The 24,388-nt window shown below is 65.4% G+C and carries 22 protein-coding genes; 14 read left to right on the plus strand and 8 right to left on the minus strand.

Annotation, left to right across the window (positions count from 1 at the left end; genetic code table 11):
* The 5 genes from MRBLMC3_RS13000 to MRBLMC3_RS13020 all read left to right on the plus strand — a co-directional run bounded on the left by MRBLMC3_RS13000 (position 1) and on the right by MRBLMC3_RS13020 (position 7,487).
* The gene (locus MRBLMC3_RS13000; protein WP_363829380.1) at positions 1-3,390 is read left to right on the plus strand and encodes a cellulose biosynthesis protein BcsC; all 3,390 of its coding nucleotides are present in this window, start codon (positions 1-3) and stop codon (positions 3,388-3,390) included.
* On the plus strand, positions 3,390-3,866 hold the full coding sequence (gene bcsD, locus MRBLMC3_RS13005; RefSeq protein WP_363752550.1) for a cellulose biosynthesis protein BcsD: 477 nt from the start codon (positions 3,390-3,392) through the stop codon (positions 3,864-3,866). Before MRBLMC3_RS13000 ends, bcsD begins: the two co-directional genes overlap by 1 nt.
* Positions 3,856-4,875 carry a glycosyl hydrolase family 8 gene (locus tag MRBLMC3_RS13010; RefSeq protein WP_363829382.1) on the plus strand — a complete coding sequence of 340 codons (1,020 nt, stop codon included), beginning with the start codon at positions 3,856-3,858 and terminating at the stop codon, positions 4,873-4,875. Before bcsD ends, MRBLMC3_RS13010 begins: the two co-directional genes overlap by 11 nt.
* Positions 4,876-4,976: 101 nt before the next feature.
* Complete coding sequence (locus MRBLMC3_RS13015) at positions 4,977-5,366, plus strand: nuclear transport factor 2 family protein (RefSeq protein ID WP_363829384.1); 390 nt, start codon at positions 4,977-4,979, stop codon at positions 5,364-5,366.
* 84 nt (positions 5,367-5,450) lie between these two features.
* Positions 5,451-7,487: a M3 family metallopeptidase gene (locus tag MRBLMC3_RS13020; protein WP_363829386.1), complete on the plus strand. Its 2,037-nt coding sequence runs from the start codon at positions 5,451-5,453 to the stop codon at positions 7,485-7,487.
* A gap of 36 nt (positions 7,488-7,523) precedes the next feature.
* Here MRBLMC3_RS13020 and MRBLMC3_RS13025 read toward each other — a convergent pair whose 3' ends face one another.
* The 4 genes from MRBLMC3_RS13025 to MRBLMC3_RS13040 form a co-directional block, all read right to left on the minus strand.
* Complete coding sequence (locus MRBLMC3_RS13025) at positions 7,524-8,255, minus strand: SDR family oxidoreductase (protein WP_363829388.1); 732 nt, start codon at positions 8,253-8,255, stop codon at positions 7,524-7,526.
* Between the two features lie 21 nt (positions 8,256-8,276).
* The gene (locus MRBLMC3_RS13030) at positions 8,277-9,566 is read right to left on the minus strand and encodes an MFS transporter (RefSeq protein ID WP_363736613.1); all 1,290 of its coding nucleotides are present in this window, start codon (positions 9,564-9,566) and stop codon (positions 8,277-8,279) included.
* A 116-nt stretch (positions 9,567-9,682) separates the two neighbouring features.
* A complete protein-coding gene (locus MRBLMC3_RS13035; protein ID WP_363829389.1) occupies positions 9,683-10,636 on the minus strand; it encodes a cation diffusion facilitator family transporter in 954 nt (317 codons plus the stop codon).
* A gap of 6 nt (positions 10,637-10,642) precedes the next feature.
* Positions 10,643-10,777: a hypothetical protein gene (locus MRBLMC3_RS13040; RefSeq protein ID WP_363829391.1), complete on the minus strand. Its 135-nt coding sequence runs from the start codon at positions 10,775-10,777 to the stop codon at positions 10,643-10,645.
* 96 nt (positions 10,778-10,873) lie between these two features.
* Between MRBLMC3_RS13040 and MRBLMC3_RS13045 the strand changes: the two genes are divergently transcribed.
* Positions 10,874-11,725 carry an SDR family oxidoreductase gene (locus tag MRBLMC3_RS13045; RefSeq protein WP_363829393.1) on the plus strand — a complete coding sequence of 284 codons (852 nt, stop codon included), beginning with the start codon at positions 10,874-10,876 and terminating at the stop codon, positions 11,723-11,725.
* Between the two features lie 187 nt (positions 11,726-11,912).
* On the opposite strand, the gene MRBLMC3_RS13050 is transcribed toward MRBLMC3_RS13045, so the two are convergent.
* Positions 11,913-13,706, minus strand: a complete 1,794-nt coding sequence (locus MRBLMC3_RS13050; RefSeq protein ID WP_363829396.1) for a putative bifunctional diguanylate cyclase/phosphodiesterase — start codon at positions 13,704-13,706, stop codon at positions 11,913-11,915.
* A 69-nt stretch (positions 13,707-13,775) separates the two neighbouring features.
* On the opposite strand from MRBLMC3_RS13050, the gene MRBLMC3_RS13055 reads away from it, so the two are divergent.
* On the plus strand, positions 13,776-14,063 hold the full coding sequence (locus tag MRBLMC3_RS13055; RefSeq protein ID WP_363736619.1) for a hypothetical protein: 288 nt from the start codon (positions 13,776-13,778) through the stop codon (positions 14,061-14,063).
* A gap of 127 nt (positions 14,064-14,190) precedes the next feature.
* Here MRBLMC3_RS13055 and MRBLMC3_RS13060 read toward each other — a convergent pair whose 3' ends face one another.
* Together MRBLMC3_RS13060 and MRBLMC3_RS13065 are read right to left on the minus strand one after the other, a co-directional pair.
* Positions 14,191-16,290, minus strand: a complete 2,100-nt coding sequence (locus tag MRBLMC3_RS13060; protein WP_363736620.1) for a TonB-dependent receptor — start codon at positions 16,288-16,290, stop codon at positions 14,191-14,193.
* Positions 16,291-16,474: 184 nt separating this feature from the next.
* Positions 16,475-17,824 (minus strand): cytochrome P450, encoded by a 1,350-nt coding sequence (locus tag MRBLMC3_RS13065; protein ID WP_363829398.1) that lies wholly within the window; start codon positions 17,822-17,824, stop codon positions 16,475-16,477.
* Between the two features lie 136 nt (positions 17,825-17,960).
* Here MRBLMC3_RS13065 and MRBLMC3_RS13070 point away from each other — a divergent pair, with 136 nt between their 5' ends.
* From MRBLMC3_RS13070 to MRBLMC3_RS13095, 6 genes are all read left to right on the plus strand, one after another.
* Positions 17,961-18,527, plus strand: a complete 567-nt coding sequence (locus MRBLMC3_RS13070; protein ID WP_363736622.1) for a helix-turn-helix transcriptional regulator — start codon at positions 17,961-17,963, stop codon at positions 18,525-18,527.
* Between the two features lie 110 nt (positions 18,528-18,637).
* Complete coding sequence (locus MRBLMC3_RS13075; protein WP_363736623.1) at positions 18,638-19,429, plus strand: acyl-homoserine-lactone synthase; 792 nt, start codon at positions 18,638-18,640, stop codon at positions 19,427-19,429.
* Positions 19,429-19,731, plus strand: coding sequence for an acyl carrier protein (locus MRBLMC3_RS13080; protein WP_363752566.1), 303 nt, complete (start codon positions 19,429-19,431; stop codon positions 19,729-19,731). The genes MRBLMC3_RS13075 and MRBLMC3_RS13080 overlap by 1 nt, the downstream gene beginning before the upstream one ends.
* Entirely contained in the window at positions 19,728-20,594 is an 867-nt protein-coding gene (locus MRBLMC3_RS13085; RefSeq protein WP_363829401.1) for a cyclopropane-fatty-acyl-phospholipid synthase family protein, read from the plus strand. The genes MRBLMC3_RS13080 and MRBLMC3_RS13085 overlap by 4 nt, the downstream gene beginning before the upstream one ends.
* Positions 20,595-20,620: 26 nt before the next feature.
* Positions 20,621-22,408, plus strand: a complete 1,788-nt coding sequence (locus MRBLMC3_RS13090; protein WP_363829403.1) for a fatty acyl-AMP ligase — start codon at positions 20,621-20,623, stop codon at positions 22,406-22,408.
* Positions 22,409-22,535: 127 nt separating this feature from the next.
* Entirely contained in the window at positions 22,536-23,147 is a 612-nt protein-coding gene (locus MRBLMC3_RS13095) for a hypothetical protein (protein ID WP_363752572.1), read from the plus strand.
* Positions 23,148-23,224: 77 nt separating this feature from the next.
* Here the strand turns inward: MRBLMC3_RS13095 and MRBLMC3_RS13100 are convergent, their stop codons facing one another.
* Positions 23,225-24,166, minus strand: coding sequence for a LysR family transcriptional regulator (locus tag MRBLMC3_RS13100; protein WP_363829406.1), 942 nt, complete (start codon positions 24,164-24,166; stop codon positions 23,225-23,227).
* Positions 24,167-24,249: 83 nt separating this feature from the next.
* On the opposite strand from MRBLMC3_RS13100, the gene MRBLMC3_RS13105 reads away from it, so the two are divergent.
* On the plus strand, positions 24,250-24,388 hold a 139-nt coding region (locus MRBLMC3_RS13105), incomplete at its 3' end, for a CoA-transferase (RefSeq protein ID WP_363752594.1).

Here is a 24,388-nt window from a genome sequence, read left to right on the forward strand (position 1 = left end):
ATGAAGAAGACGATCTCGATCCTCGGCCTGCCTCTGCTCGCCATCACGACCATGCCCCTGGCGCATGCGGAGGTGCAGGGTGTCGCCCCGCTGCTGAAGCAGGCTCGCTATTGGCAGTCCAAGGGACGCGGCGACCTGGCGCGACAGGCCTATAACCGGGTGCTGGCCATTGACCCCGCCAATGCGGAGGCACGGCGCGGCCTTGCCGGCAATGCGCCCCAACCCAAAGCCGCAGCCAAGCCGCAGCCCGCACAGGCCGCTCGCCCCGCCGCACCCGCGCAGGCGGCCGCCGCACCATCCGGCCCGGCCCGCCCGACCCGCAGCGACCGGGGCGGCGATGCCCGCGCCGCCGGCTTCCGGGCGCTGGAGGCTGGACAACTCGACACCGCGGCCGCCCGCTTCCGCACGGCGCTTTCCGCCAATCCCAACGACGCCGACGCGCTGGGCGGCATGGGCATCGTACGATTGCGCAAGTCCGAATTTGCACAGGCCCGCGACCTGCTGGCCCGCGCCTCCCGCACGGGCAGCGCAGGCAAATGGGCCGAGGCATTGCAGTCCGCCCGCTTCTATGCCGATCTCGACTCGGCCCGAACGGCGCTGGACAAGGGCGATCTGGCGCGCGCGGAGCAACTCGCCACCACGCTCACCCAGTCGAACGTCCGCGACAAGGGGCCTGCCATATCGGTATTGGCCAGCGTCTATGAACGGCAGGGCCGCTATAATGAGGCGGCCGAACTCTACCGGCAATTGGGCAAGTCCGGCGGGGCCGCCGGCTCAGGCGCCGCCATCGCCCAGGCCAGCGCCACCCGCAACGAGGCACGCGCCGCGCTGGATAGCGGTGACGCAGCGCGCGCCGAACAATTGCTGCGCGCTGCCATGGGCAGTGCGCCCGACGACCCATGGGTCGCCTATGATCTCGCCGGCCTGCTCCAGCAGCAGGGCCGCGTGGCGGAGCAGGACGCGCTCGTCCGCCAGCTTTCCTATTCGGACAAGGCCGAGCCGCTCTACGCCGCTGCGCTGATCCTGGACCGTGCGGGCCGCACCGGCGATGCGCAGGCTGTCGCCGCGCGCATTCCGGAAGGGCAGCGCACGGCGGAGATGCGCAATTTCATCGCCGGCCTGGGCATATCCGCCACCATAGTCCAGGCGAAGGCCGCAGGGGCCAGGGGCGCGCAGGGACAGGGTCTCGCCATGCTGCGCCAAGCGTCGGAGATGCGGGGCATTTTCGCCGACCGCATGGGCGCGCTGGCCCAGGGCATGCTGGAACTGGGCGACGCGCGCGGCGCAAGCCAGTTGGCGGCCCAGGCTCTGGACGCCCCCGCCAATGATGCGGGCGCCTATGACGCCGCGGTGCGGGTCCTGGCGCAGACCGGGCAGGACGGCCTGGCCATGAGCGCCGTGCAAAAGGCGTCGGCACTGGCCGGCCCGTCGCTTCAGGGTCAACGCAGCCTCGGCAATCTGAAGGCGACGCTCGCCGCCGCGCAGGCGGACCGAATGCGGCAGGCGGGTCAGTTCGCCCCGGCCTTCGACATGTTGCAGGCGGCATGGAACGAGACGCCGGGCAATGAGGAAATCCTCTCCGCCCTGGCGCGGCTGTACCAATCAGGCGGCCTCAACGCGCAGGCGGCGCAGACCTTCCGCATGCTGCTGGCGCAGAAGCCGTCCGATCGCGACGCCATGGTGGGCCTGATCGACACGGCCAGCGCGTCGGGCGACATGGATACGGCGCGCGCCGTCACCCAGCAGGCGATCCAGATGCACCCGGCCGATTACCGGGTCTATATGGCGGCGGCGCGCATGGCCCGTACCCGCGGCAATGACGGCGATGCGGCGCGTTACCTCAAGACCGCCAAGGCGCTCTACATGCGTGAGACAGGCATGGCGCCCGACACCATGATGGCGAACGGCAATCCCTTTGCGGCGGCGCCCCAGTCGGCCAACCCCTTCCGCGCCATGGCCGCGCCGCAGCCGGTCAATCCATTCGCACTCGGCAGCAATCCCACGGCCATATCGGCGCCCTATGCGCCGCCCATGGGCTTCGCCCCGCAGCAGCCGGCGGCATCACCCTATCCCTTGCCCGCTGCCGCGCCCGCCTACCCAACCGCGCCAGGCTATGCCGCCCCGACCGGCTTCCCCGGCATGGCGGCACCAGCGCCCTCTTACGGCAACCCCGTCTATGGCGATCCGGTCTACGGCGTTCAGGGCAATGGCATGACGAACGTCCCCGCCGATCCGGTACTGGCGGAGATCGATCAGCAATTGCAGGAATCGGCCGGTGAAAGCGGCCCGCGCGTCGATGTCGACACCGGCTTCCGCTCCCGCTCCGGCGAGACGGGCCTCAGCAAATTGCGCGAAATGACAGGCAGCGCCTCCGTCTCCACGCCCTTCGCCGGGGGCCGGGTCGGCGTCAAGGCGACGGCGGTCGTGCTGGATGCGGGCCGCCCGACAGGCTCCGGCCTCGCCCGCTTCGGCACCAACGCCACGCCCGAAGCGCAGGGGATCGTGGACGAGCAACCATCCGTGCTGACAAATGCCGAAACGCAGCACCAGTCCGGCGTCGCCGTCACCGCCAGCTATGTCAGCAAGCTGCTGATGCTGGAAGCAGGCGTCACGCCGCTCGGTTTCCCCAAGGAACATGTCACCGGCAGGATCGAGGTGACGCCGCGCCTGTCGACCAACGCGACCGCCCGCATCTGGGCCGACCGCAAGCCCGTGACCGACAGCATCATTGCCTATGCCGGCACGGAGGATCCTCGCACCGGCGCCTTCTGGGGCGCGGTCATGAAGAGCGGCGGCGGATTGTCCCTGTCCTATGACCGCAACGGCAATGGCGTCTATGCCGACGGTTCCTTCTATCATTATGACGGCACGGCAGTGCGCGACAATGACAGTGTGGAGATCAACGCCGGCGGCTATTTGCGCGCGTGGCAGAATGCGCGCTCGGGCGTTTCCGTCGGCTTCAACGTCAATTACCAGAATTACGACAACAACCAGAATTATTTCACCTACGGCCATGGCGGTTATTTCAGCCCGCAAAGCTTCCTCAGCGTCAATTTCCCGATCCGCTATTGGACGAATGACGGCCCGATGAGCATCCAGGCCAGCGTCGCGCCGGGCTATCAAAGCTATGATCAACAGGGTGAGCCGGTCTATCCGACGGAGCCGGGCGCGCAGGGCGTTCTGGATTTCCTCAAGAGCCAGAACAGCGATGTCCGCTCCCGCTATGACAGCATCAGCAAGACGGGCTTCGGCCTGTCGGCGACCGGCGCGATTTCCTACCGGGTCAGCCCGAATACCCGGCTGGGCGGGGAACTGAATATAAACACTTTCGGTGAATATAAGGAATTCAAGACACTTATCGGGCTCAAGCAGAATATCGGAGGCAATTGATGTTGTTCGTGAAGGACTTCCCGGTCGCGGGTGATCAGGACATCGCCATGCTCGCCTCCAGCGGGGAGGCTGCGCAGCGCTTCGTCAGCCTGATGCTCGCCGAAATCGCCTCCGCCGCCACGGCGGAGCAGATGCAGGGATTTTTCCGGGCCCTCGGCGCCCGCCTCGCGAAAAGCCATCCGATCGACAACGCCAGGAACATGGACAGGCTGACGCAGCACGGCAACATGGTCTGGGACAGGCTGCATTGGGGCAGCGTCCGTTTCGAACTGGACGATGAAGGAATCGACATCTTCCACCATGGCCTGCCCGAAAGGCTGGAGGGCGATGCTGAGGGAATCTGGGCAAAAGTCGCCCCCTTCATCCTGGAAGGAGCCTATGACGCATGGTTTCGGCAGATGGGCAGCGGCGAACGGCTCAGCACCAGGATTTCGCGCAACCAGGACGGGCATATCGAACTGCGCCATGGGATTTGAACGGCGGACGGTCCTGACCGTCCTCGCCTTCGCGCTGACGACCGGTTGCGCCCGTGCCAAATCTTCCAGATCCGCTGATGGCCTGATGCTCGATCCCGCGCTCTGGCAGGGCTACAAGGCCCGCTTCCTGGCGCCCGAAGGCAGGATCGTCGACAATGGCAATGGCGGCGTCAGCCATAGCGAGGGCCAGGGCTATGGCATGGTGCTGGCGCAGGCGGCGGGCGACAGTGCCGCCTTCGACGGCATGGCGCGCTGGACCGCCCAGACCCTGTTGCGCAAGGACGTGGCGCTGCACAGCTGGCGCTTCACCCCCGGCCGCGCCGATCCGGTGGCCGATCCCAACAATGCGACCGATGGCGACCTGCTGATCGCCTGGGCGCTGCTGATGGCGGGCCGCCGCTGGGGGAAGGCGGATTATCTGCATCAGTCAGCGGCCATCCGCGGCGCGATCGCGCAGAAGCTGATCGTGCAGCGTCACGGCTTCTCCCTGCTGCTGCCGGGCCTGGTCGGTTTTGCCAGGCCGGACCGGGTGGTCATCAACCCGTCCTATTATGTGTGGCCGGCGATCGACAGCTTCGTCCGGCTGGAACCCCGTTTCTGGGGTCCGCTGGCGTCCGACGGCCTCAAGATCCTGAAGGCCGCGCGCTTCGGCCCGTCGGGCCTGCCCGCCGACTGGCTCGACATCAAGGGGAAGGGCGTGGTCGAACCGGCGGAGGGACGCGATCCGGTCTTCGGCTTCGAGGGCATTCGCGTGCCGCTCTATTGCCTGATGAGCGGCCGACGCAGCGCATGCGACACCATCGCGCGCTACTGGTCCGCGCTCAACCGCGCCGGCAAGCCGTTGCCGGCCTGGGTGAATGTCGTGACCGGCGAAACGGCCCCCTATGCCCTGTCCGCGGGCGCCACCGCGATCGCAGGACGCCTGCTGGATCGCAACCTGCCGGCCGCCACCGCTGATCAGGACTATTATGCCGCAACGCTGGGACTGTTGAACCAGATGCGGATTTAGGCAGTATTTCCGCCGGTCTGCCGCCGTTCAGCCTCCCGGAAGCACGGCGTGCCTGACGGCAGCCATTGGCTATTCCTGCTCAAAAATCCTAAAGAAGCCCGATGACCTCCTCCCCCGAACTTGCCATTCGCCTGCGCCGCGCCGACTTCAACCGCGCCCTGGCAGAAGCGGACCTGAACGCCATCGCCCCCCTGCTCGCGCCCCAGGCCCTGCTCGTCACCGGATCGGACAGCGCGGTCATCTCCGGCCGCAAGGCGCAGCTCCAGGCCTGGAAGCGGGAATTCGCGGCCGCAAAGCGCGCCGTCTACACCCGCACGCCGGAAAATATCATCGTCTCGCCGGTCGAACCCATCGCGATGGAACATGGCCGGTGGCAGGGCGTGACCGCCGGTTCGGACCATGTCCTGGCATCGGGAAGCTACAGCGCCAAATGGCGGCAGATCGGCGCCGACTGGATCATCGAGGCGGAAATCTATGTGACGCTCGCCTGATGGGAAATGCTTGAACAGTGGCGCGCCCGCGCCCAATTAGAGGCTGTTCCTCCTCCCACGGGGGCCAGCAGTCCACGAGTAGCCATGACCACCGCCAATCCCCTTCTTGCCGACAGCGACCTGCCCGATTTCGCCGCCGTCCAGCCTGCCCATGTCGTCCCCGCCATAGAGGAGGCGATCGCAGCCCACCGCGCCGCCGTCGAAGGGATCACCGCCAGCGGGAAGGATGATTTCGAAGCGGTCATCCTCGCCGCCGAGCGTGCCGATTTCCTGTTGTCGCGGGTCTGGTCCCCGATCGGGCACCTCTCCTCCGTGGCGGATACGCCCGAATTGCGGGAAGCGCATGCCGCCGCCCAGACGCTGATGACCGCCTATCTGATGGAGGCGGGGCAGAACCGGGCACATCACGATGCCGTTGCCCGGTTGGCCGCCCGCCCCGATTTCGCCGGCCTGCCGCCCGCCGCCCGCCGCGCCGTCGATCTTGCCCTGCGCGGCTTCCGCCTGGCGGGCGTCGCGCTGGAGGGGAAGGCGCGGCAACGCTTCCTCGACATCGGCGTCGCCTTGAGCGACCTCAGCACCAAATTCGGCAATGCCGTGCTCGATGCGACCGAAGCCTGGAGCGAGCATGTCACCGACGAAGCGGCGCTCGAAGGGGTGCCGGACAGCGACAGGGCGACCCTCGCCGCCTATGCGCAGGAACGCGGGCTGCCAGGCTGGCTCATCACCCTGCGCCAGCCCAGCGTGCTCGCCATCCTCTATCACGCCAGGGACCGGGCGCTGCGGGAACGGGTCTATCGCGCCTACAACACCCGCGCCTCCGACCAGGCAGAGGACAGCAGCCACGACAACAGTGAACGGATCGACGCGATCATGGCGCTGCGCCATGAGGCGGCGCAGATATTGGGCTTTGCCGATTCCGCCGCCCATTCGCTGGAAACCAAGATGGCCGCCGACGCTGACGAGGCGCTGGCCTTCCTGACCGATCTCGCCCGGCGGGCACGGCCGGTCGGGGAGCGTGAACTGGCCGACGCGCGCGCCTTCGCCGCCGACCATCTGGGGCTGGACGATGTGCGGCCCTGGGATCTTTCCTATGTCGCCGAAGCGATGCGCCGCACCCTGCACGGCGTCGATCAGGAGGCGCTGAAGGCCTATTTCCCCCTGCCCCGCGTGCTTGCGGGAACGCAGGCGCTGATCGGCCGGCTGTTCAACGTCCGCCTGGTCGCGCGCCAGGGCGTGTCGACCTGGCATCCGGACGTGCTGTTCTATGATGTGCTGGACGCGGACGACAGCGTGGTGGCGGGCGTCTATCTCGACCTGTTCGCGCGCGCGGGCAAGCGGGGCGGCGCATGGATGGACGTTTGCCGTTCGCGCTTCCGCGACGCCGATCGGCTGCATCTTCCCGTCGCCTATCTCACCACCAATTTCGCGCCACCGTCGGGCGAACGGCCTTCGCTGCTGACGCATAACGACGTGGTGACGCTATTCCACGAATTCGGCCATGTGCTGCATCATCTGCTCACAGAGGTCGACCTGCCCTCCATCGGCGGCATCAGCGGCGTGGAATGGGATGCGGTGGAACTGCCCAGCCAGTTCATGGAAAATTTCGCCTGGGACAGGGACACGCTGATCGGGCTGTCCGGCCATGTCGACAGCGGGGAACCGCTGCCGCAGGCGATGTTCGACCGGCTGCTGGCGGCGCGGCAGTTCCAGGCAGGCCTTGCCATTTTGCGCCAGATCGAATTCGCGACCTTCGACCTGCTGCTCCACCGCGACTATGATCCGGCGCAGGGCGCGCGGGTCAACGCCATGCTCGATCAGGTGCGCCGGGCGGTCGCCGTGATCCATCCGCCGGAATGGAACCGCTTCGCCCATGCCTTCAGCCATATCTTCGCGGGCGGTTATGCGGCGGGCTATTATTCCTATCTCTGGGCCGAACTCCTGTCGGCCGACGCCTTCGAGATTTTCGCCCATGCCGACATCCCCGGCGGCGGCGCGACCGCTTTCCGCCGCGAAATCCTCGCGGCTGGGGCCAGCCGCCCTGCGGCGGACAATTTCCGGGCCTTTGCCGGCCGCGCGCCAGAGGTCGACGCCTTGCTGCGCATGCGGGGCCTGGCTGCCTAGGGTTTGTTCCTGTGAGATTGCGCGCTGCGCTGCCGTTCAGAAATGGGCGGTATATCCACCGTCCACCGCCAGCACCTGCCCGGTCACATAGGATGCCGCGTCCGACACCAGGAACAGCACCGGGCCGACAATCTCCTCCGGCCGTCCCCATCGCCCCAGCGACGTTCGCCGCGCCAGATGATCCGCAACGCCCGGATCGGCGATCATCTCGTCATTGGCCTCCGTCGCGAAATAGCCAGGCGCGACGGCATTCACCGTGATGCCGCGAACGCCCAGTTCCGCCGCCAGAGCCCGCGTCAGCGCGTCCAGCCCGCCCTTCGCCATGGTGTAGGCGGCATCACCCGATCGGGCGATCTGGCCCGCGATGGATGTGACGTTGACGATCCGCCCGCCTTCCCTCATGTCGCCAGCCACCGCCCGGACAAGATCGAAGGGCGCGACCAGATTGACTTCCAGCATCCGCCGTACCGCGAACCTGTCCAGCTCTCCGATCGGCCGGCGGTCGCGATGGCCGGCATTGTTGACCAATATGTCGATCGGGCGGCGGCGATCCAGTGCCGCCCGAAGCGCCTCCCCATCCTCCAGGTCGAAGATCAGCGGCTCGCCCGTCCCGCCTGCGGCGGCGATGGCGGCGGCCGTGTCCTGAAGCTGCGCCGCCCGTCGGCCATGGAGCAGGACATGCGCGCCCGCCCCCGCGAGGCCCAGCGCGATTTCGCGTCCCAAGCCGCGCCCGGCCCCGGTGACGAGGGCGATCTTCCCTTGCAACATTCAACCTTCTCCACCAGCCGGTCAGGCGAGGGCGAAGGCCTTGCCCCGCCCACGATTGATGAACAGCACCAGCCCAGCGCCGATCAGGCACAATATCCCCGCCGCGACGAAGGCGGGCATATAGCTTTGCCAGACCGTCCGGGAAAGACCGCCCGCCAGCGCCGCACTCGCGGCGCCCAGCTGGTGACCGGCGAAGATCCAGCCGAACACGACATTGGCCCGTTCCGGCCCAAAACGCTGCGCCGTCAGCTTGACGGTCGGCGGCACGGTCGCAACCCAGTCCAGACCATAGAAGGCCGCGAAGATCGACAGGCTGTAAAGCGAGAAATCGCTGAACGGCAAATAGAGCAGCGACAGCCCCCGCAGCCCGTAATAGCAGCACAGCAGCCAGCGATTGTCGAACCGGTCCGACAGCCAGCCCGACGCGAGCGTACCTGCAAAGTCGAACAGCCCCATCATCGCCAGCATCGACGCAGCGCCCACCGCCGCCAGCCCATAATCCCCGCACAGCGCGATGAAATGCGTCTGGACCAGCCCGTTGGTGCTGGCGCCGCATATGTAGAAGGTGAAGAACAATATCCAGAAGCTCGGCACCCGCGCGGCGTCGGCCAATATGCGAAGCGGGCTGATCAGCAGGGCGCCGAAACCGGCTGGCTGGGCTGGCACGGGATGGACCTCGCTCTCGCCATAGGGCGGCAGGCCGAGGTCGGAGGGACGATCCCGCATCAGCAGCAGCACGGCCAGCGCCGCCAGCAGGATCGCTCCGCACACCAGCAGGATGGCGGCCCGCCAGCCGAAACGCTCCGTCAACGCGGCAAGCAGCGGCAGGAACGCCAGTTGGCCCGTCGCGGTGCTGGCGGACAGCAGTCCCATGACCAGCCCCCGCCGATGGGTGAACCAGCGCGTGGCGACGGTGGCGCCCAGCACCATGGCGGTAAGGCCCGTGCCTATGCCGATGACCACTCCCCATAGCAGGACCAGTTGCCACAATTGGGTCATGCCCATCGACAGCAGCAGCCCACCGATGACGATCGACAGCGAGATCAGCATCATCCGCCGCACGCCGAAGCGGTTCATGAAGGCGGCGGCAAACGGCCCCATGCAGCCGAACAGGACGAAGCGTATGGCCAGCGCCCCGGAAATATCCGCCGCGCTCCAGCCGAATTCCTTCTGCAGCGGGATGATGAACACGCCGGGCGCGCCTACCGCGCCCGCGACGACCAGCATGGTGAGGAAGGTCGCGGCCAGCACCGCCCAGCCATAATGGATTTGCCGCGCGCCCATATGGCGCGCGAGGATGGCGGACAGCATGCAGGCCTCGGTTCCGGATCGACAGACCGGCATTTGATGGTGATCATCGTCAAATGGTCAAGGGGCCAGTTGGCGCGCCATGGACATGAACGACCGGCGCTGGCGGGTGCAGCGTCTTACCGCGCAGGCGGCTGAATGACCGCATCCTCCCACTTTTCCGGACGGATGTAGATGGAGGTGAGTTCGGGGATGGCGCGCTTCAACTCGCTCTCCATCTCCTCGATCAGGCTTTCGGCCCGGCCCATGAGCAGGTCGTCGTCGAAATCGGCGCTGATCGCCACGAAGACGGCATCGGGCGCTGTGTGGATGGTGCGGATGTGATTGACGGCGGTGATCTCCGGCCGCCGGTCGAGCAGCCGCCGCACGGTGTCGATGATCGCTCGGTCAGCGCTCTCCCCGATCAGCAGGCCCTTTGCCTCCCGCGCCAGCAGGACCGCCACCCCGCCCAGCACCAGCCCGATGATGATGGAGGCGACGCCGTCCAGTCGGGCATCGCCGAAATAATGGCTCGCCCAGACGCCGATCGCCGCCACGACCAGACCGATGAGAGCGGCGCTGTCTTCGAACAGGACGATAAAACCCGCCGGATCCTTCGACCGGCGGATCGACTGCCACCAGCTGCTCGGCCCCCGGCTGCGCCCGAATTCGCGCACGGCGATGGTCCAGGACGTGCCCTCCAGCAGGAAGGCGATGGCCAGGACCGCGTAATTGACGGCCGGATCGCGCAGCGGCTCCGGCCGCGCGACATGCAGCCAGCCCTCATAGACCGATACGCCCGCACCAACCGCGAAGATCAGGATCGCGACGACGAAAGCCCAGAAATACAGTTCGCGCCCATAGCCGAAGGGATGGGCCGCATCGGCCGGCCGCTTCGCCTTGGACTGACCATGAAACAGCAGCAGCTGGTTGCCGCTGTCGACCAGCGAATGCACCCCCTCCGTCAGCATGGAGGAGGAGCCGGTCAGCGCGGAGGCGATGAATTTGGCGACTGCTATCCCGACATTGGCCAGCAGCGCGCCATAAAGGACGATATTTTCCCGGACATGCGCGGCGCGACCACCCTTCTCCACGAACGTTCAACCCGGATAGGGGGCGAACTGGAACAGGCGCGCCGCACGCGCCATGTCGTCCGCAATCATCGCATCGGTCGAGCTCGACCGCCCCTCCACCGCCTTCCGGGTAGAATTGAGAGCCAGAGCTTTCACAACCATCGCCTATCTCCATCTGCCCCATTCGCACGGCGAATCGGGTTCCGGCCAATGAACTCCCCGGCGGGGGATGAGTTCTTCGGGCAGAGGAGATTTGCAATGCCCGAAATCCAGGAGATGATCCACGAAGATGGCCTGCCCGGTCATGAAAGCCGGCTGGAACCCAGGCCCGAATGGGAACCCCGCTATCCCGGCTCCGGCCGTCTGGAAGGCAAGGTGGCGATCGTCACCGGCGCCGACAGCGGCATCGGGCGGGCGGTTGCCGCTCTCTACGCCCGCGAAGGCGCCGATGTCGCCATATTCTATCTCTGCGAACATGACGACGCGGCCCGGACAGCGGCGATCGTCCGCGCGGAGGGACGGCGGGCGCTCACCGTGGCGGGCGACCTGGGCGACCGGGACTTCTGCCAGCGGGCGGTGGCGCAGGTGGTGAAGGAGCTCGGCCGGATCGACATTCTCGTCAACAATGCGGGCGAACAGCATCCCGACAGCGATATCACCGACATCAGCGAGGAACAGCTGCGCCGGACCTTTCAGACCAACATCTTCGCCATGTTCTTCCTGACGCAGGCGGTGCGGCCGCACCTGAAGCGCGGGGCGGCGATCGTCAACTGCACCTCCGTCACCATGTATCAGGGGTCGAAGGAACTGCTCGACTATTCGAGCACGAAGGGAGCGATCACTGCCTTCACCCGGTCCCTGTCGGAAAATCTGGTGGGCGACGGCATCAGGGTGAACGCCGTCGCGCCGGGGCCGATCTGGACTCCGCTCAACCCCAGCGGCGGGGCCAGTCCGGAAAAACTGGCGCATTTCGGGGAGAGCACGCCCATGGGCAGGCCCGGCCAGCCCAATGAGGTCGCCCCCGCCTTCCTCTTCCTCGCCTGCGACGACGCCAGCTACATGTCGGGCCAGGTGCTGCACCCCAATGGCGGCACCATCGTCAACGGTTAGAGCATTTTCAAGTTGACCGTTTACGGTCGGCGGCTCGGAAAATGCGGCATCAAAAGACCGGAGCGTTTCTGCTCATTCAGATCGCCGCTCTGGATTCCTTGTTTTCCGCGATTTCTTGACCAGCGATCGGTTCCGATCGCTTGGAAATCGCTCTAGCCGGCATGATCGGAGGTTGCCGCGCCGTCTCTCAGGCGATCCGCGATCCCGCCCAGCCTTCGCCCCCTCTTCCCAGTGAAGACCGGGGGACCGCTCGCCGGTTCAGGCTGATGACGGCGCTGTTTTCGCTCCATGACTGGATCAGCGCGGGAATGGTCTCCGAAGGGGCAGGGCGGCTGAAATAGAAACCCTGGGCATAATCGCAGCCCATCTCGCGCAGCCTGATCGACTGGTCCGCCTCTTCCACGCCTTCGGCCACCACCTTCATGTTGAGCGCCCGGCCCAACGTGATCAGCGCGGATACGATGGCGCCGTCGCTCTCGCGCGCGGTGACCCCGCTGACGAAAGATCGGTCGATCTTCAGCGTGCTGACCGGCAGGGACCGCAAATGGGTGAGCGAAGCGAAGCCGGTCCCGAAATCGTCGAGCGCCAGCGGGATGTTGCACATGTGCAGTTCGTCGATGGAACGGCGGACCGCGTCCGATCCGGCGCCCAGGAACACGCCCTCCGTGATCTCGATCTCGATCGAATCGGGCGCGATCGAAAAACGCTCCATCGTCTCGATCAATCGTCCGGCAAAGCGCTCCCGCCGCAATTCGGCGGACGAGACATTGATGGCGACATGCCCCACGGCCAGGCCGCGCGCGCGCCAGGCGGCCATGTCGGAAAAGACCTGGCTGGTCATCGTCTGGCCGATCATGTCGGCGACGTCATGATCGTCGAACGCCGCGTAGATCTCGGCCGGCGACCGGATGGTGCCGCAACTGTCGCGCCACCGCAGCAGCGCTTCAAATCCGACCAGCTCGCCGGTCTGCAACGACACCTTGGGCTGATAATAGCTTATGATAGTGCCGTCGCGCACCGCGGTCCTGGCCCGGTTGATCATCGCCACCCGTTCCTGCATGTCCTCCAGCAACGACTGCTCGAACATCTGCACCCGCCCGCGCCCCAGCGACTTGGCGCGGTACAGCGCCAGGTCGGCATGACGCAGCAATTCGGTCGCCACGCGCCCGTCCTCCGGGAATGCGGCGACGCCGACGCTGACCCGGCATTCCAGCGAACGTCCCGCTGCGAACAGCGTCTCGCGGATGGTGAGCGCGCGATCGGCAAGATCTGCCAGTTGCTGCCGGTTGTCGGCATTCTCGATCAATATGGCGAATTCGTCGCCGCCCAGACGCGCCACCACTCCCTCGCCGGCGAAGATCGCCTTCAGGCGCGCGGCAAAGCTCTTCAGTAGGTCATCACCGGCATGATGGCCCATCAGGTCGTTGACGTCCTTGAAATTGTCGATGTCCAGCAGGAACACGCCGACCTTCTTGAAATCGGTCAGCGCCCTTCCCAGCGCCTTGTCCAGGCAGGCGTTGAACATCGCACGGTTGGGCAACTCCGTCAGCGAATCATGGTCGGCATTCCAGCGTATCTGCTCCTCGATCAGCACGCTTTTGTGGATATCCTCGGTATAGCCATACCAGCGGATGATCCGGCCTTCATCGTCCCGCCGGGGATAGGCCTGGGCCCGCATCCAGCGATACTGGTCGTTGACCATCAGCCGAACGCGCACGTCGAACGGCTCGCCGGTCGCATGGGAATGGGCGACGCGTTGCGTCACCGGCTCGACATCGTCGGGATGGGTGGCGGCAAGCCAACCGGAACCTGCCGCCTCATCCCGCTCAAGTCCGGTATTCTCCAGCCACCGATCGGTGAAATCGATGATCCGCCCCTCCGCATCGGCTATCCAGGGTAGTTGCGGATTATATTCGACGATCAGCCGCAGATTTTCCATGCTGCGCCGGAGCAGGTCGATTTCCGCATGCTCCGACGTCACGTCGACCGCCACCAGATCGACGACTGGCCGATCCGGCCCCCGATGCCGGGCCTGCGCAAGAACGCGGATATGCCTGAGGTCGCCGGCACCGCCGTGCAGCGTAAGAGTCGCTTCGGCTTGCTGCTCCTGGCGAACGACGCGGATAATCTCAAAGATCGGCTTGCGGAGGGCGCCCCGAACCCCACGAAGCCAGTTAAAAAGGGGTTGCGATGGCGCCAGGCCAAAATGATGCGCAGCGGCGGGATCAGGGTGAAGCCGGCAATCGCCATCCACCACGCACCGCAGAACGCCAGCCGACGCCAGAATTTTCTGGTCGCCATCCATCGGGTCTTGCCTGCCTTTCCATTCGTCAGGTGACCGCGATGAAATGTGGTCCGCCATTATACTCCTGCTGTTCCGACGCCAGGGGCGTTGCAAATGATTCACCATCTGCTGGCTAAGATTTGATTAATGACCGGCCCTCATGCACCGGCGGCCAGCATGCTCAAAATGTCGAAGAAAGGCTGATGCCGTAGGTGCGGGGCGCACCATAGGCGGCCGTGCGAAAAACGCCCAAACCGGATCGATCGTCGGCATAGGTCTTGTAGATCTTGTCGGTCAGGTTCTTGACCCAGGCAGCGACCTCCCAATTGTCGTGGCGAAGCCCGAGACGAAGATTGGCCAGGGTACGCGGACCGGACTTGAAGCTGTCGGAATTGGTCGGTTCGAAATAGACGGTCGAGCGGTAATCCATGTCGGCGCGGGTGAAGATCGTCCCGAACGCGACCGGCACCTCATAGGTGACCGCGCCATATGCCGAAAAATGCGGCGCCAGCACCAGGTCCTTGCCCGAACAGTCCATGCTGCCGCCACCGACCGACGCAGGCACGCCGCAATTGTCGAACCGCTTGTAATGCGCATCGAGCACCGCCGCATTCCCCTCGATCCGCAGACGGGAGGAGATTTGAAGGGCCATCTCTCCCTCCACCCCCTGGATCTGGGCGCGTCCGGCATTGGTCAGCGCCAACCCGGTGCCCAGCACCTGCGAGACCTGCAGCCGTTCATAATCCGTCACGAACGCCGCCAGGTTCAGCCGCAACCGCTTGCCAAAGGTCAGCGCCTTGAAGCCGACCTCATAGCTGGTCGCCTTTTCCGGGGTGGCGGTCAGGCCGCTCAACGACGAAGCGATGTCGACATTATAGGCCGCACTCTTGAAGCCCCTGGAAAAGCGGCCGTAAAGATTGGCGTCCGGGGCAATCTCATAGGACAGGGTTGCGCTCGGCGACAGATCATTGTCGGTCGAATGCCCGTCAAAGGTCAGCGCGGGGAATCCCAGCAGCGGGAATATGCCGGAAACGTCATCCTGCACGAAATGGGCGCGCTTCTTCTCCCGCGTATAACGCAGGCCCGCCGACAGGGAGAGACGATCGGTCAGCGCATAATCGAGCCTCCCGAACAGCGCACCGCTCTCCGTCTTCACGCTGCCCATGGTGGTCAGCACGGGGTTGCCGGGAACGCCGGTGTCGGCGCCCAGTCCCAGTCCCCGGTCGGTCCGCACCATCTGGTCGAAATAATAGGCGCCGACCAGATAGTGTAGCTTCCCCGTCCCGCCGGCCAGCCGCAATTCCTGGCTGAAGAAATGCGAATCATCGCTGAAATTGTCGGCCGAGACGAAGTCCACCTGTTCCTGATCGTCGTCCAGCGACGCTTCATAGGAAGAATCGCGATAGGCCGTGATCGACGTCAGCGACATCGTGTCGGACGTCCATTCGGCCGTCAACGAAAGTCCCTGGCTGTCGCGATGCAGCCGGTTGGGTCGGTTGTTGTTGATATGCAGCGGCTGCCGCGAGGGAAAGTCGGCCGGATAGCCCGCCAGCGCATCCGCCTGGAAAAAGGCCGGCACGCCCCGGTCGCGCAGGCCGTCCCAGCGCGCAATGAAAGACAACTGGTCGGTCGGCGCGAATTTGGCCGAAAGGCGCCAAGTCAACAGGTCGGTCGACCCGGCATCCTGACCGCCCGACAGATGCCGGTAGAAACCGTCCTGCCGCGCATAGGCGACCGCCCCGCGCACCGAAAAGCGGTCGTCAAGGCGCGCGCCCAGCACGGCTTCGCCGCGGCGATAGTCGTAATTGCCCGCGTCCAACCGGACGGACAGGCCCGGATCGGCGTCCGGCTGGATGGTCTGGACATTGATCACGCCGGCTATGGTGTTCTTGCCATATTCCGTGGCCTGCGGCCCGCGGGCGATCTCGACCCGATCGATGTCCAGCAGATGCTGGACGAAATTTTCCGGCCGGCCTACATAGACCCCGTCGACATAGATGCCCACGCCGGTTTCCAGCCCGATATTGCGGACGAGCGTGGAAATGCCGCGAATGGAAATCTGCCCCTGCAACTGGCCCGCAATGCCGCCGCTGATATCGACATTGGGCGCGAAGCGGGTCAGGTCGGTAATGCTTTGCAGGCCGGCGGCGACGATCGTGTCGCCCGAAACGCTGGTGACAGAGAGGGGCGCCTTGAGCAGCGGTTCAGGCACCTTGCGCGCTGTCACCAATATGTCGGCGTCAGGAACGGCCTGCGCCCATGCAGCGCCGGGCGGCGCCATCGCAAACACAGCCGACGTGAGAAGCAGCCGCTTCCAACACCCCTTATAACCCCAAATATGCATGGCCCACGATCCGTTATATTCTTGATGATCCTTTCCTGTAACCGGGCTTGGTAAATTGCAGGTTAAACGCCATCCCCATCCTTCTCCGGATCGGACGCGCGCGGCAATGTTCGAGCAGTGTTCAATAGGACGTCAGTTCGACCTCCATCTGCCGGAAACCATTTACGAAATTGGCGTGAACGCGGCGCAGCTCGCCAACCACATTCACTTGCAGTCGCCGCTTCATCAATTCCTCCAGAAGGATCCGAAGCTGCAATTCCGCCAGGCGGGCGCCCACGCAACGATGAATGCCATGCCCGAAGGAAAGATGGCGCCTGGCATTGGCGCGCGACAGGTCCAGCCGATCAGCGTCCGGAAAGACGGCTTCGTCGCGATTGGCGGAAATATACCACAGCGCCAGCTTGTCGCCCGCGGCGATCCTCTGCCCCGCCAGTTCGCAATCCGCCGTCGCCGTCCGCCGCATATGCGCGATGGGCGTGTGCCAGCGGATGATCTCCTGGACGGCGTTGGGCAACAGGCTCTCGTCCGCGATCAGCTTCGCCCGCTCATCGGGAAAGCGGTCCAGCCCCAATATGGCGGCCGACATGCTGGTCCGGCTGGTGTCATTGCCGCCGACGATCAGCAGGGCCAGATTGCCGATGAATTCCATGGGCCCCATTTCCGACATGCTGTCGCTGCGGATCATCATGCCCAGCAGGTCGGTCCCCTCCGGACTGGCCCGGCGCTGTTCCCACAACAGGTGGAAATAGGTCGCCATCTCCGTCAGCATCTCGCGCCGCACCTGGAACAGTTCGGCTATGCGGGCCGCTTCCATATGCCCGGCCCAGTCGGACCAGAACGTCAACAGATGGCGGTCCTCCCACGGAAAGCCCAGGATCGTCGCCAACATGCTGGTGGCAAGCTCGATCGAAACCTTCTCCACCCAATCGAAACGACTGCCCACGGGCAGGCTGTCCAGCACCGTTGCGGTATGCGCGCGCAGCTTCACCGCCAGTTCGGCGATATGCGCGGGCGTAAAGGCGGGCGCCACGGTCTTCCGCTGCGCGCTGTGTTCCGGTTCATCCATTGCGATGAACATCGGAAGCTGGAATTCCTCGCCCGGCGCGGGGTCGGCAATGGTGATGCCGCCATATTTCCAGGAGGAGGAAAACAGGTCCGGCTTCCCTTCCACCTCCATGATCAGCGAGTGGGAACAAACGTTCCAATAATCGCCATAGGCCGTGCCCTCCACCCGATTCAGTGGCGCCGCCTCGCGCATCTGCCGGAACAGCGGTTCCCAACGCGCCTGGGAATAGAGTTCCGGACGACTCGTGTCGCCCGCGATGGCCGGCGCGCCCTCATCCTGTCCATGCGACGCCAGCCATGCATCGACCGCATCATCCGCGGAAGGTTCGGTTCGGTATGTCGGCAGCATGTTGTCCCCATCGTTGATGTCCGGTCTGTGGCCGACCTTTTGCCTTTCCGTCTCCATGTCAAGCGCCGGTCGACCGACATCCCGCCCAGGGCTCGCTCTGCCGCAAAGAAGAAGCACGGCGCGGGGGAGCAGGCTTAACCCGCCTTTAAGACCTGGCGCTGCATGACGACAGGCATAGCCTGCGCGAGGAACCATGAGCGAATATATCCCCAGCACCCAGCTTCGCGCCGGAAGCTCGACGACCGCCGCCGATTTCATCGCCGGGGTCGACGGCATGCTCAGCATCGACAGCCTCGTGACCCGCTTCAGCCAGGCGCTGGGCCTTCAGGCCGCCAGCCATGCCTGCTACGACGTCAGCGACGGCGGCAGGCGCTTCCTGTTCGGGGAAACCGGCCTGTTCGGGGAGGCCGGCTGGCGCGGCCCCATCGCGCAGCCCGATGCCCTTCCCCGGCTCTGTTTCCCGATCACCGGATGGGACGAGCGGCCCTATGAGGTGGAGATCCGCCTGCTCAGCATGCTCGAAAGCCCGCAGGAGCATGCGAACCTGCACGCCATGGCGACGCTCTATCTGTGCAGGGGCATCGCCCTGCTCGACGCGCGGGATGATCCGGCCGCCACAGACCTGACGGAGACGGAAATTTTCTGCCTCGACCGGCGGCAGGCCGGATGGTGCGACCTCGACATTGCAGAAGCGCTCGACCGCTCCGTGCAGGCGATAAAGGTCCATGTGCAGCGCGCCCGGCAGAAGCAGGGCGCCTGAAAGCATCCGAATTCCTTGCGCTCGGATGGATTGCACAGCGCAACTTTCCGATGACCTGCCGCGTATAATATGCTAGAGGCGCTGCCGCTGCTTGCGGGGGACCAACGGATTTGATTCATCTGATTTCGAAGGACAATTCCGCCCTTTACCAGGAAGAGATCAGAGATTTGCACCAGGCCCGCGCGGAGGTGTTCGTTAACCAGCTTGGCTGGGATCTCACGGTCAAGGACGGATTGGAATATGACGAATATGATGATGCGCGCGCGAGCAACATCATAGGGTTTTCGGCGGAAAACCAGGTCGTCATGGGGCTGCGCTTCCGCCCCACGGACGACTGTTCCATGCTGCTCGACCATTTTTCGCATGTCCTGCCGGCCGGCATCCGTCCGATCGACGATGGGCGCACCTGGGAATTGAGCCGCGGGTTCTGCGTCGAGCGGGGCATGCGCCGTCACAATCTGCGGCGCAAGGCCGCCTGCATGATCGCGCCGCTGGAGCTTGCCTATGAGGCCGGGATCGACCGCTGCGTGGGCTTCACCGACGTGCGCATGCTCAGCTTCTGCTATGGCGTCGGCTGGAAACTGACCCTGCTCGGCTCCGCCACGGACTATGGCCAGGGGGAGGCCGTCGCCTATGAGGTGGAAGTGTCGCAGGCGGCGCTCGATGAGATGCGCCAGATGTGGGGCCTGCCCCGGCCCTCGCACATCTTGATCGACAAGCTGCTTCCAGGTGAAGACAATGTGCATGTCGCGGCGGCCCGGCTGACGCGCGAGCATCCGGAACTGCAGAAGATCGCCGCCCAGCCGGAGATCGAGTCCGGCACACATCCGTCCGCCACGACCGGGGCGGACGTCTATTATGGCAGATTCGGGGCATCCCGTTCGGCTTCAAGGGGACATTGATGAATTCCGACCTTATTCGACAGGCATCGGCAGAGGAAATCGAAAGCTGGATCGTCGCGCACATCGCCGAAATCGTGAATGTGGCGCCGGCCGCCATCTCGCCCGATGCGCCTTTCGACAGTTTCGGGATTGATTCCGCCAAGGCGATCTCGCTGATGGTGGAGCTGGAAAACTGGCTGAACCTGCCCGACGAACTGCCGCTGGAACTGCTGTTCGAGGCGGAATCGATCCGCGACGCGGCGACGGGCATCGCCGCGGCGGTCAGCGACATGGCGATGCAGCAGGGCGGCGCCCCGCAATGATCCAGGACGAACAGATCGAATATGGCGGCTCGGCCGCCGCCATCCGCCACCATTATGATGTCGGCAACGATTTCTATTCGGCGTGGCTCGACCCCAGCATGACCTATTCCAGCGCGATGTGGGACGGCCTGCCAAAGGACGCCCCGCTGGAGGAGGCGCAGCAGCGCAAGCTCGACTATCATGCGGAATCGGTCGGCGCGGGCGAAGGCATGCGCATATTGGACGTCGGCTGTGGCTGGGGCGGCATGATGCGCAACCTGCGCAGCACCCATGGCGTCAGCGAATGCGTCGGCCTGACGCTGAGCGAGGAACAACTCGCCTATATCGAGCAATTGGGCGATCCCGGCATCAGCGCGGTCCTTTCCAACTGGCACGACTATTGCCCCGACCGGCCGTTCGACGCGATCATCTCCGTCGGCGCGTTCGAACATTTCGCCCATCCGCAGCAGAGCGTGGAGGAGCGTCGCGGCGTGTACCGTGAATTCTTCCAGGCCTGCCGCGGCTGGATGGAGGGCAAGGGCCGCCTCTCGCTCCAGACCATCGCCTATGGCAGGATGTCGCCGGAGGATGCCAATCCCTTCATTTCGAACGAGATCTTCCCGGCCGCGGAACTGCCGACGCTGGAGGATATCGTCGTCGCATCCAAGGGGCTGTTCCGCATGGAAAGGCTGCGCGACGACGGGCTGGACTATGCGCGCACCTGCGAGATGTGGAGCAACCGGCTGCGCGGCGCGGTGCGCGGCGGCGTGGTCGATCCCGCGGTCCATCCGGTCGAGAAATATTCCCGCTATCTGCGCATGTCGGCAGCCGGTTTCCGCATGCGCAAGATCGGCCTGCTTCGGATAGCCTTCGCCGCAGAATGACCAGAATATCGGGTTCGCATAAAGAAATGCAGATAGACTTCAGCCGGTCGATCGTCGACATCGTCCTCGATCATGGCAACAGCGTTCCGGATCGGACGGCGCTGATATTCGACCAGGGCGACGGCGCGCAGAGCAGCCTGACCTATGCCGAGTTGGCGACGCGGATCACGCAGCTTGCCGGCGCCCTGTCGGCCCGGGGGCTGGCGGGTCGGCGGATCGCCCTCCTCTTCTCGGCGGGTACTGATTTCGCACTCGCGCTGCTCGCCTGCCTTGCGGCCGGCGGCGTCGCCATTCCGCTCGCCCCGGTCGGCCGGCGCAAAGCAAGGCTCCAGAATATCCTGAACATGCTGGGCGACATCCGGCCCGACTGCATCCTGCTGGACGACAGCATGGCCGCGCTGTTCGGGGACGAACTGTCCGCCGCCCTCGCCGTCGGCCCGGTGCGCTATCTGGAATTTGCCGCGCTCGCGGCCGAACCGCACCCCTTTGCGGCGCTGACGCTCCGGCCCGACCAGCTTGCCGTACTGCAGTTCACCTCCGGTACCACGTCCAATCCCAAGGGGGTGATGATCAGCCATGGCAACATCATCGCCAATGAGGCGATGATCCAGGTCGCCTTCGGCCATGACCAGGATTCCCATTTCGTCGGCTGGGTGCCGCATTATCACGACCAGGGCCTGTTCGGTAATATCCTGCAGCCGCTGTTCCTGGGCTCCACCTGCGTGATCACCTCGCCCGCCGCGTTCATCAACCGGCCGATGTTCTGGCTTCAGCTCATCACCCGCTACGGCGCGCATACCAGCGGCGGCCCGAATTTCGGCTACGACCTCTGCGTCGATTTCGCCACGCGCCGGGGTATGCCGGACGATCTCGACCTGTCGGGCTGGCGCGTCGCGTTCAACGGCGCGGAACGGGTCCGGCCCGGCACGCTCGACCGCTTTGCCGAATGCTTTGCCGATGCGGGCTTCGACAAACGCGCCTTCCTGCCCTGCTACGGCCTGGCCGAATCCACCCTCGTGACCATCGCGGTCCCGCCGCAAAGCGACCCGATCGTCAAAAGCTATGACAGCCGCGCTCTGGCGGCGGGACGGGCGGAGGAAAGCAAGGACGGGGAAGGCGTGCTGGAGCTCGCCTGCTGCGGCCCCGCCATGGCGGGGGCGGAGGCGCGGATCGTCGATCCTGCGACCGGCGCAGCGCTCCCCGACGGCGCGGTGGGCGAAATCTGGCTGCGCGGACCGCACATCACCGCCGGCTATATCGACAACCCCGCCGCGACGGAGGCAAGCTTCGGCCGGCTGGACGAAGGGGCCCCGTTCCTGCGCACCGGCGATCTCGGCTTTGCAACGGCCGAAGGATTCTTCATCGTCAGCCGTCTCAAGGACCTGATCATCGTCCGCGGCCGCAACCATGCGCCCAGCGACGTCGAGCAGATCTGGTCGGAACTCTCCGGAACGGTAGGCCAGGCGAGCGCCGCCGCCGTGGAGATCGAGATGGGCGATACTCAGCACATCGTCCTGATCGCGGAAATGAAGCGCGACGACGCCCGCGCCCTGTCCGACGAGAAGGTGCAGGAGATGGCTGGCCGGCTGCGCGCCATGGCCATGGAACGGCTGGAACTGGCCGTCACCGATCTGGTGCTGGTGTCCGCCAGCACGATCCCCCGGACGACCAGCGGCAAGGTGCAGCGCAAGCAGGCGGGCCGGATGCTGATGGACGGGGAACTGACCGTCCTCGCCATGGCAGGCCCGCTGGCGCAGGCGTTCGAGCCATCCGAACAAGGCGCATCCACTGCCGGCCAGAGCGCGCTGCGATAGATCAGAGGCAGGTCGCGCTCCGGGGTCGGGGCACGACGGACCGGACTCATTCCTTGAAGCCGCGGCCCGGCAGGCGTAAATTGCCATGGACTGCATAGCCCGTGCCCGAAGCGGAGAGGATGACCCGATGACTGGCCTGTCGCCGACGCGCTGGAGCGGCTCATGGAGCGCCGCCGCCCTGCTGCTGGCGGCCGCCCCCGGCCCAGCCCTGGCCCAGTCGATGATCCTTCCCGAAGGCATGGCGATCCAACTGGAGACGCGTCAGGAAATATCCTCCAAATCCGCCCGCGTCGGGGACCGGGTCGAGCTGGCGGTGGCCAGGCCCGTGACCATCGGCGGCGTCACGCTCATCCCTGCGGGCAGCCCGGCAGTCGGGGAAGTCAGCCGGGTCAGGGACAATGGCCTGCTCGGCCGCTCCGGCAAGCTCGACATCAAGGTCAGCACCGTCAAGGCGGGCGGAACGGATGTGCCCGTGCGTGGCCAGCGCAATGCGCAGGGCAAGTCCGGCACCCTGGGCGCCGTCGGCGCGGGCATCGTCTTCCTCCCGCTCGCGGTCCTCGTGCACGGCAAGGATGTCAAGCTACCGGCCGGCACGAAGTTCGAGGTCTATGTGGACAAGGAGCTGTCTCTGGGTACTGGCACGGCGCCGGCCCAACCCGCGATCGCCGTCCCGCCCGAAACCGGGGCGACGTCCGGGGCCATCAGAACCGTCGATCCCAATCAGGCGCTCGGTTCCTAGAGCGATTTCCAAGCGATCGGAACCGATCGCTGGTCAAGAAATCGTGGAAAACAAGGAATCCAGAGCGGCGATCTGATTCAGTCAGATCGAAACCCGCCCCAGGGCGGCGGCGCGCCCGCCTCTGCCCCACCCTGCCCCAGTCTCAGGGCGCTGGCCTGCTCGAAAATCGCGGCGACCACCGGATCATTGTCGGACACCCGTCTGGCGACATGGAATTCGATCGGCGCCAGGTCCGGCATGTCGCCCAGTTCCACCAGAGCCCCGTTCATCATGTCGGCGCGCGCCATGGGTTCTGGAAAGATGCCGATGCCGCCGCCCGCCTTGGCGATGTCGATCATCATCCGGGCATTGTTGCATAGGTTGAGCGATTTGTGGGCGATCCGGGAGGCGGCGATCGCGTCGCGCATCCGCCCATAGATCGGGGAATGGCTGGCCAGCGACCAGATCGGAATGGTGCGGTCCCCTCCGCCGTTGCGAAATGACGCGGCGATCGCCGGACTGGCAAGCCAGACGAGCCGTACGCCGCCAATGGGACTCGACTGCAGCGCAGGATGCGCCACCGGCCCGGCCGCGAAGGCGATGTCGGCGCGCCCGACCAGCAATTGCTGGATCAGATTGGCGGTCAGGTCGATGTCCAGCTCCAGGCTGACATGCGGCATCTGCGCCTTCAGTCGCGCCACAAAGTCCGGAAGGCAGCTTGCCGCCGCAATCTCGCCCGTACCGATGCGGACCACGCCGCTCGCCTCGGCCAATCCGCCGCAACGCAGCAACACGCTCTGCAGATCGCTCCAGAGCGGCGCGCAATCGCGCACCAACTGGCGCCCGGCCGGGGTGAAGGACATGGTCCGGCCCTCCCGGCGAAAGAGGCGCGCGCCCAGATGCGCTTCCAATTCCCGCACCCGCGCGGAAATGGCCGGCTGCGTGGTGTTGAGCCGCTCTGCTGCAGACGCAAAGGTGCCGAGCCGGTCGATCCACAACAGAGTTTCCAGATGAAATAGACCGATGCGATTGATAGCCATCACTTATTATTATTCCAAAAAACAAATCATTAGAAATGATAATTCACCTGCGCCAGAACAGGCCACGAAGGAGAGGCTTGCTCATGGTCAAGAAACTTTACCCCGATGCTGCGCGCGCGTTGGAGGGGCTTCTCTTTGACGGGATGCATTTGTGCGCGGGCGGATTTGGGCTGTGCGGGATACCGGAACGGCTGATCGACGCGATCCGCGACAGCGGGGTCA

The sequence above is a fragment of the Sphingobium sp. LMC3-1-1.1 genome, from assembly GCF_040676285.1.
In the GTDB taxonomy this organism is placed as follows: Bacteria; Pseudomonadota; Alphaproteobacteria; order Sphingomonadales; family Sphingomonadaceae; genus Sphingobium.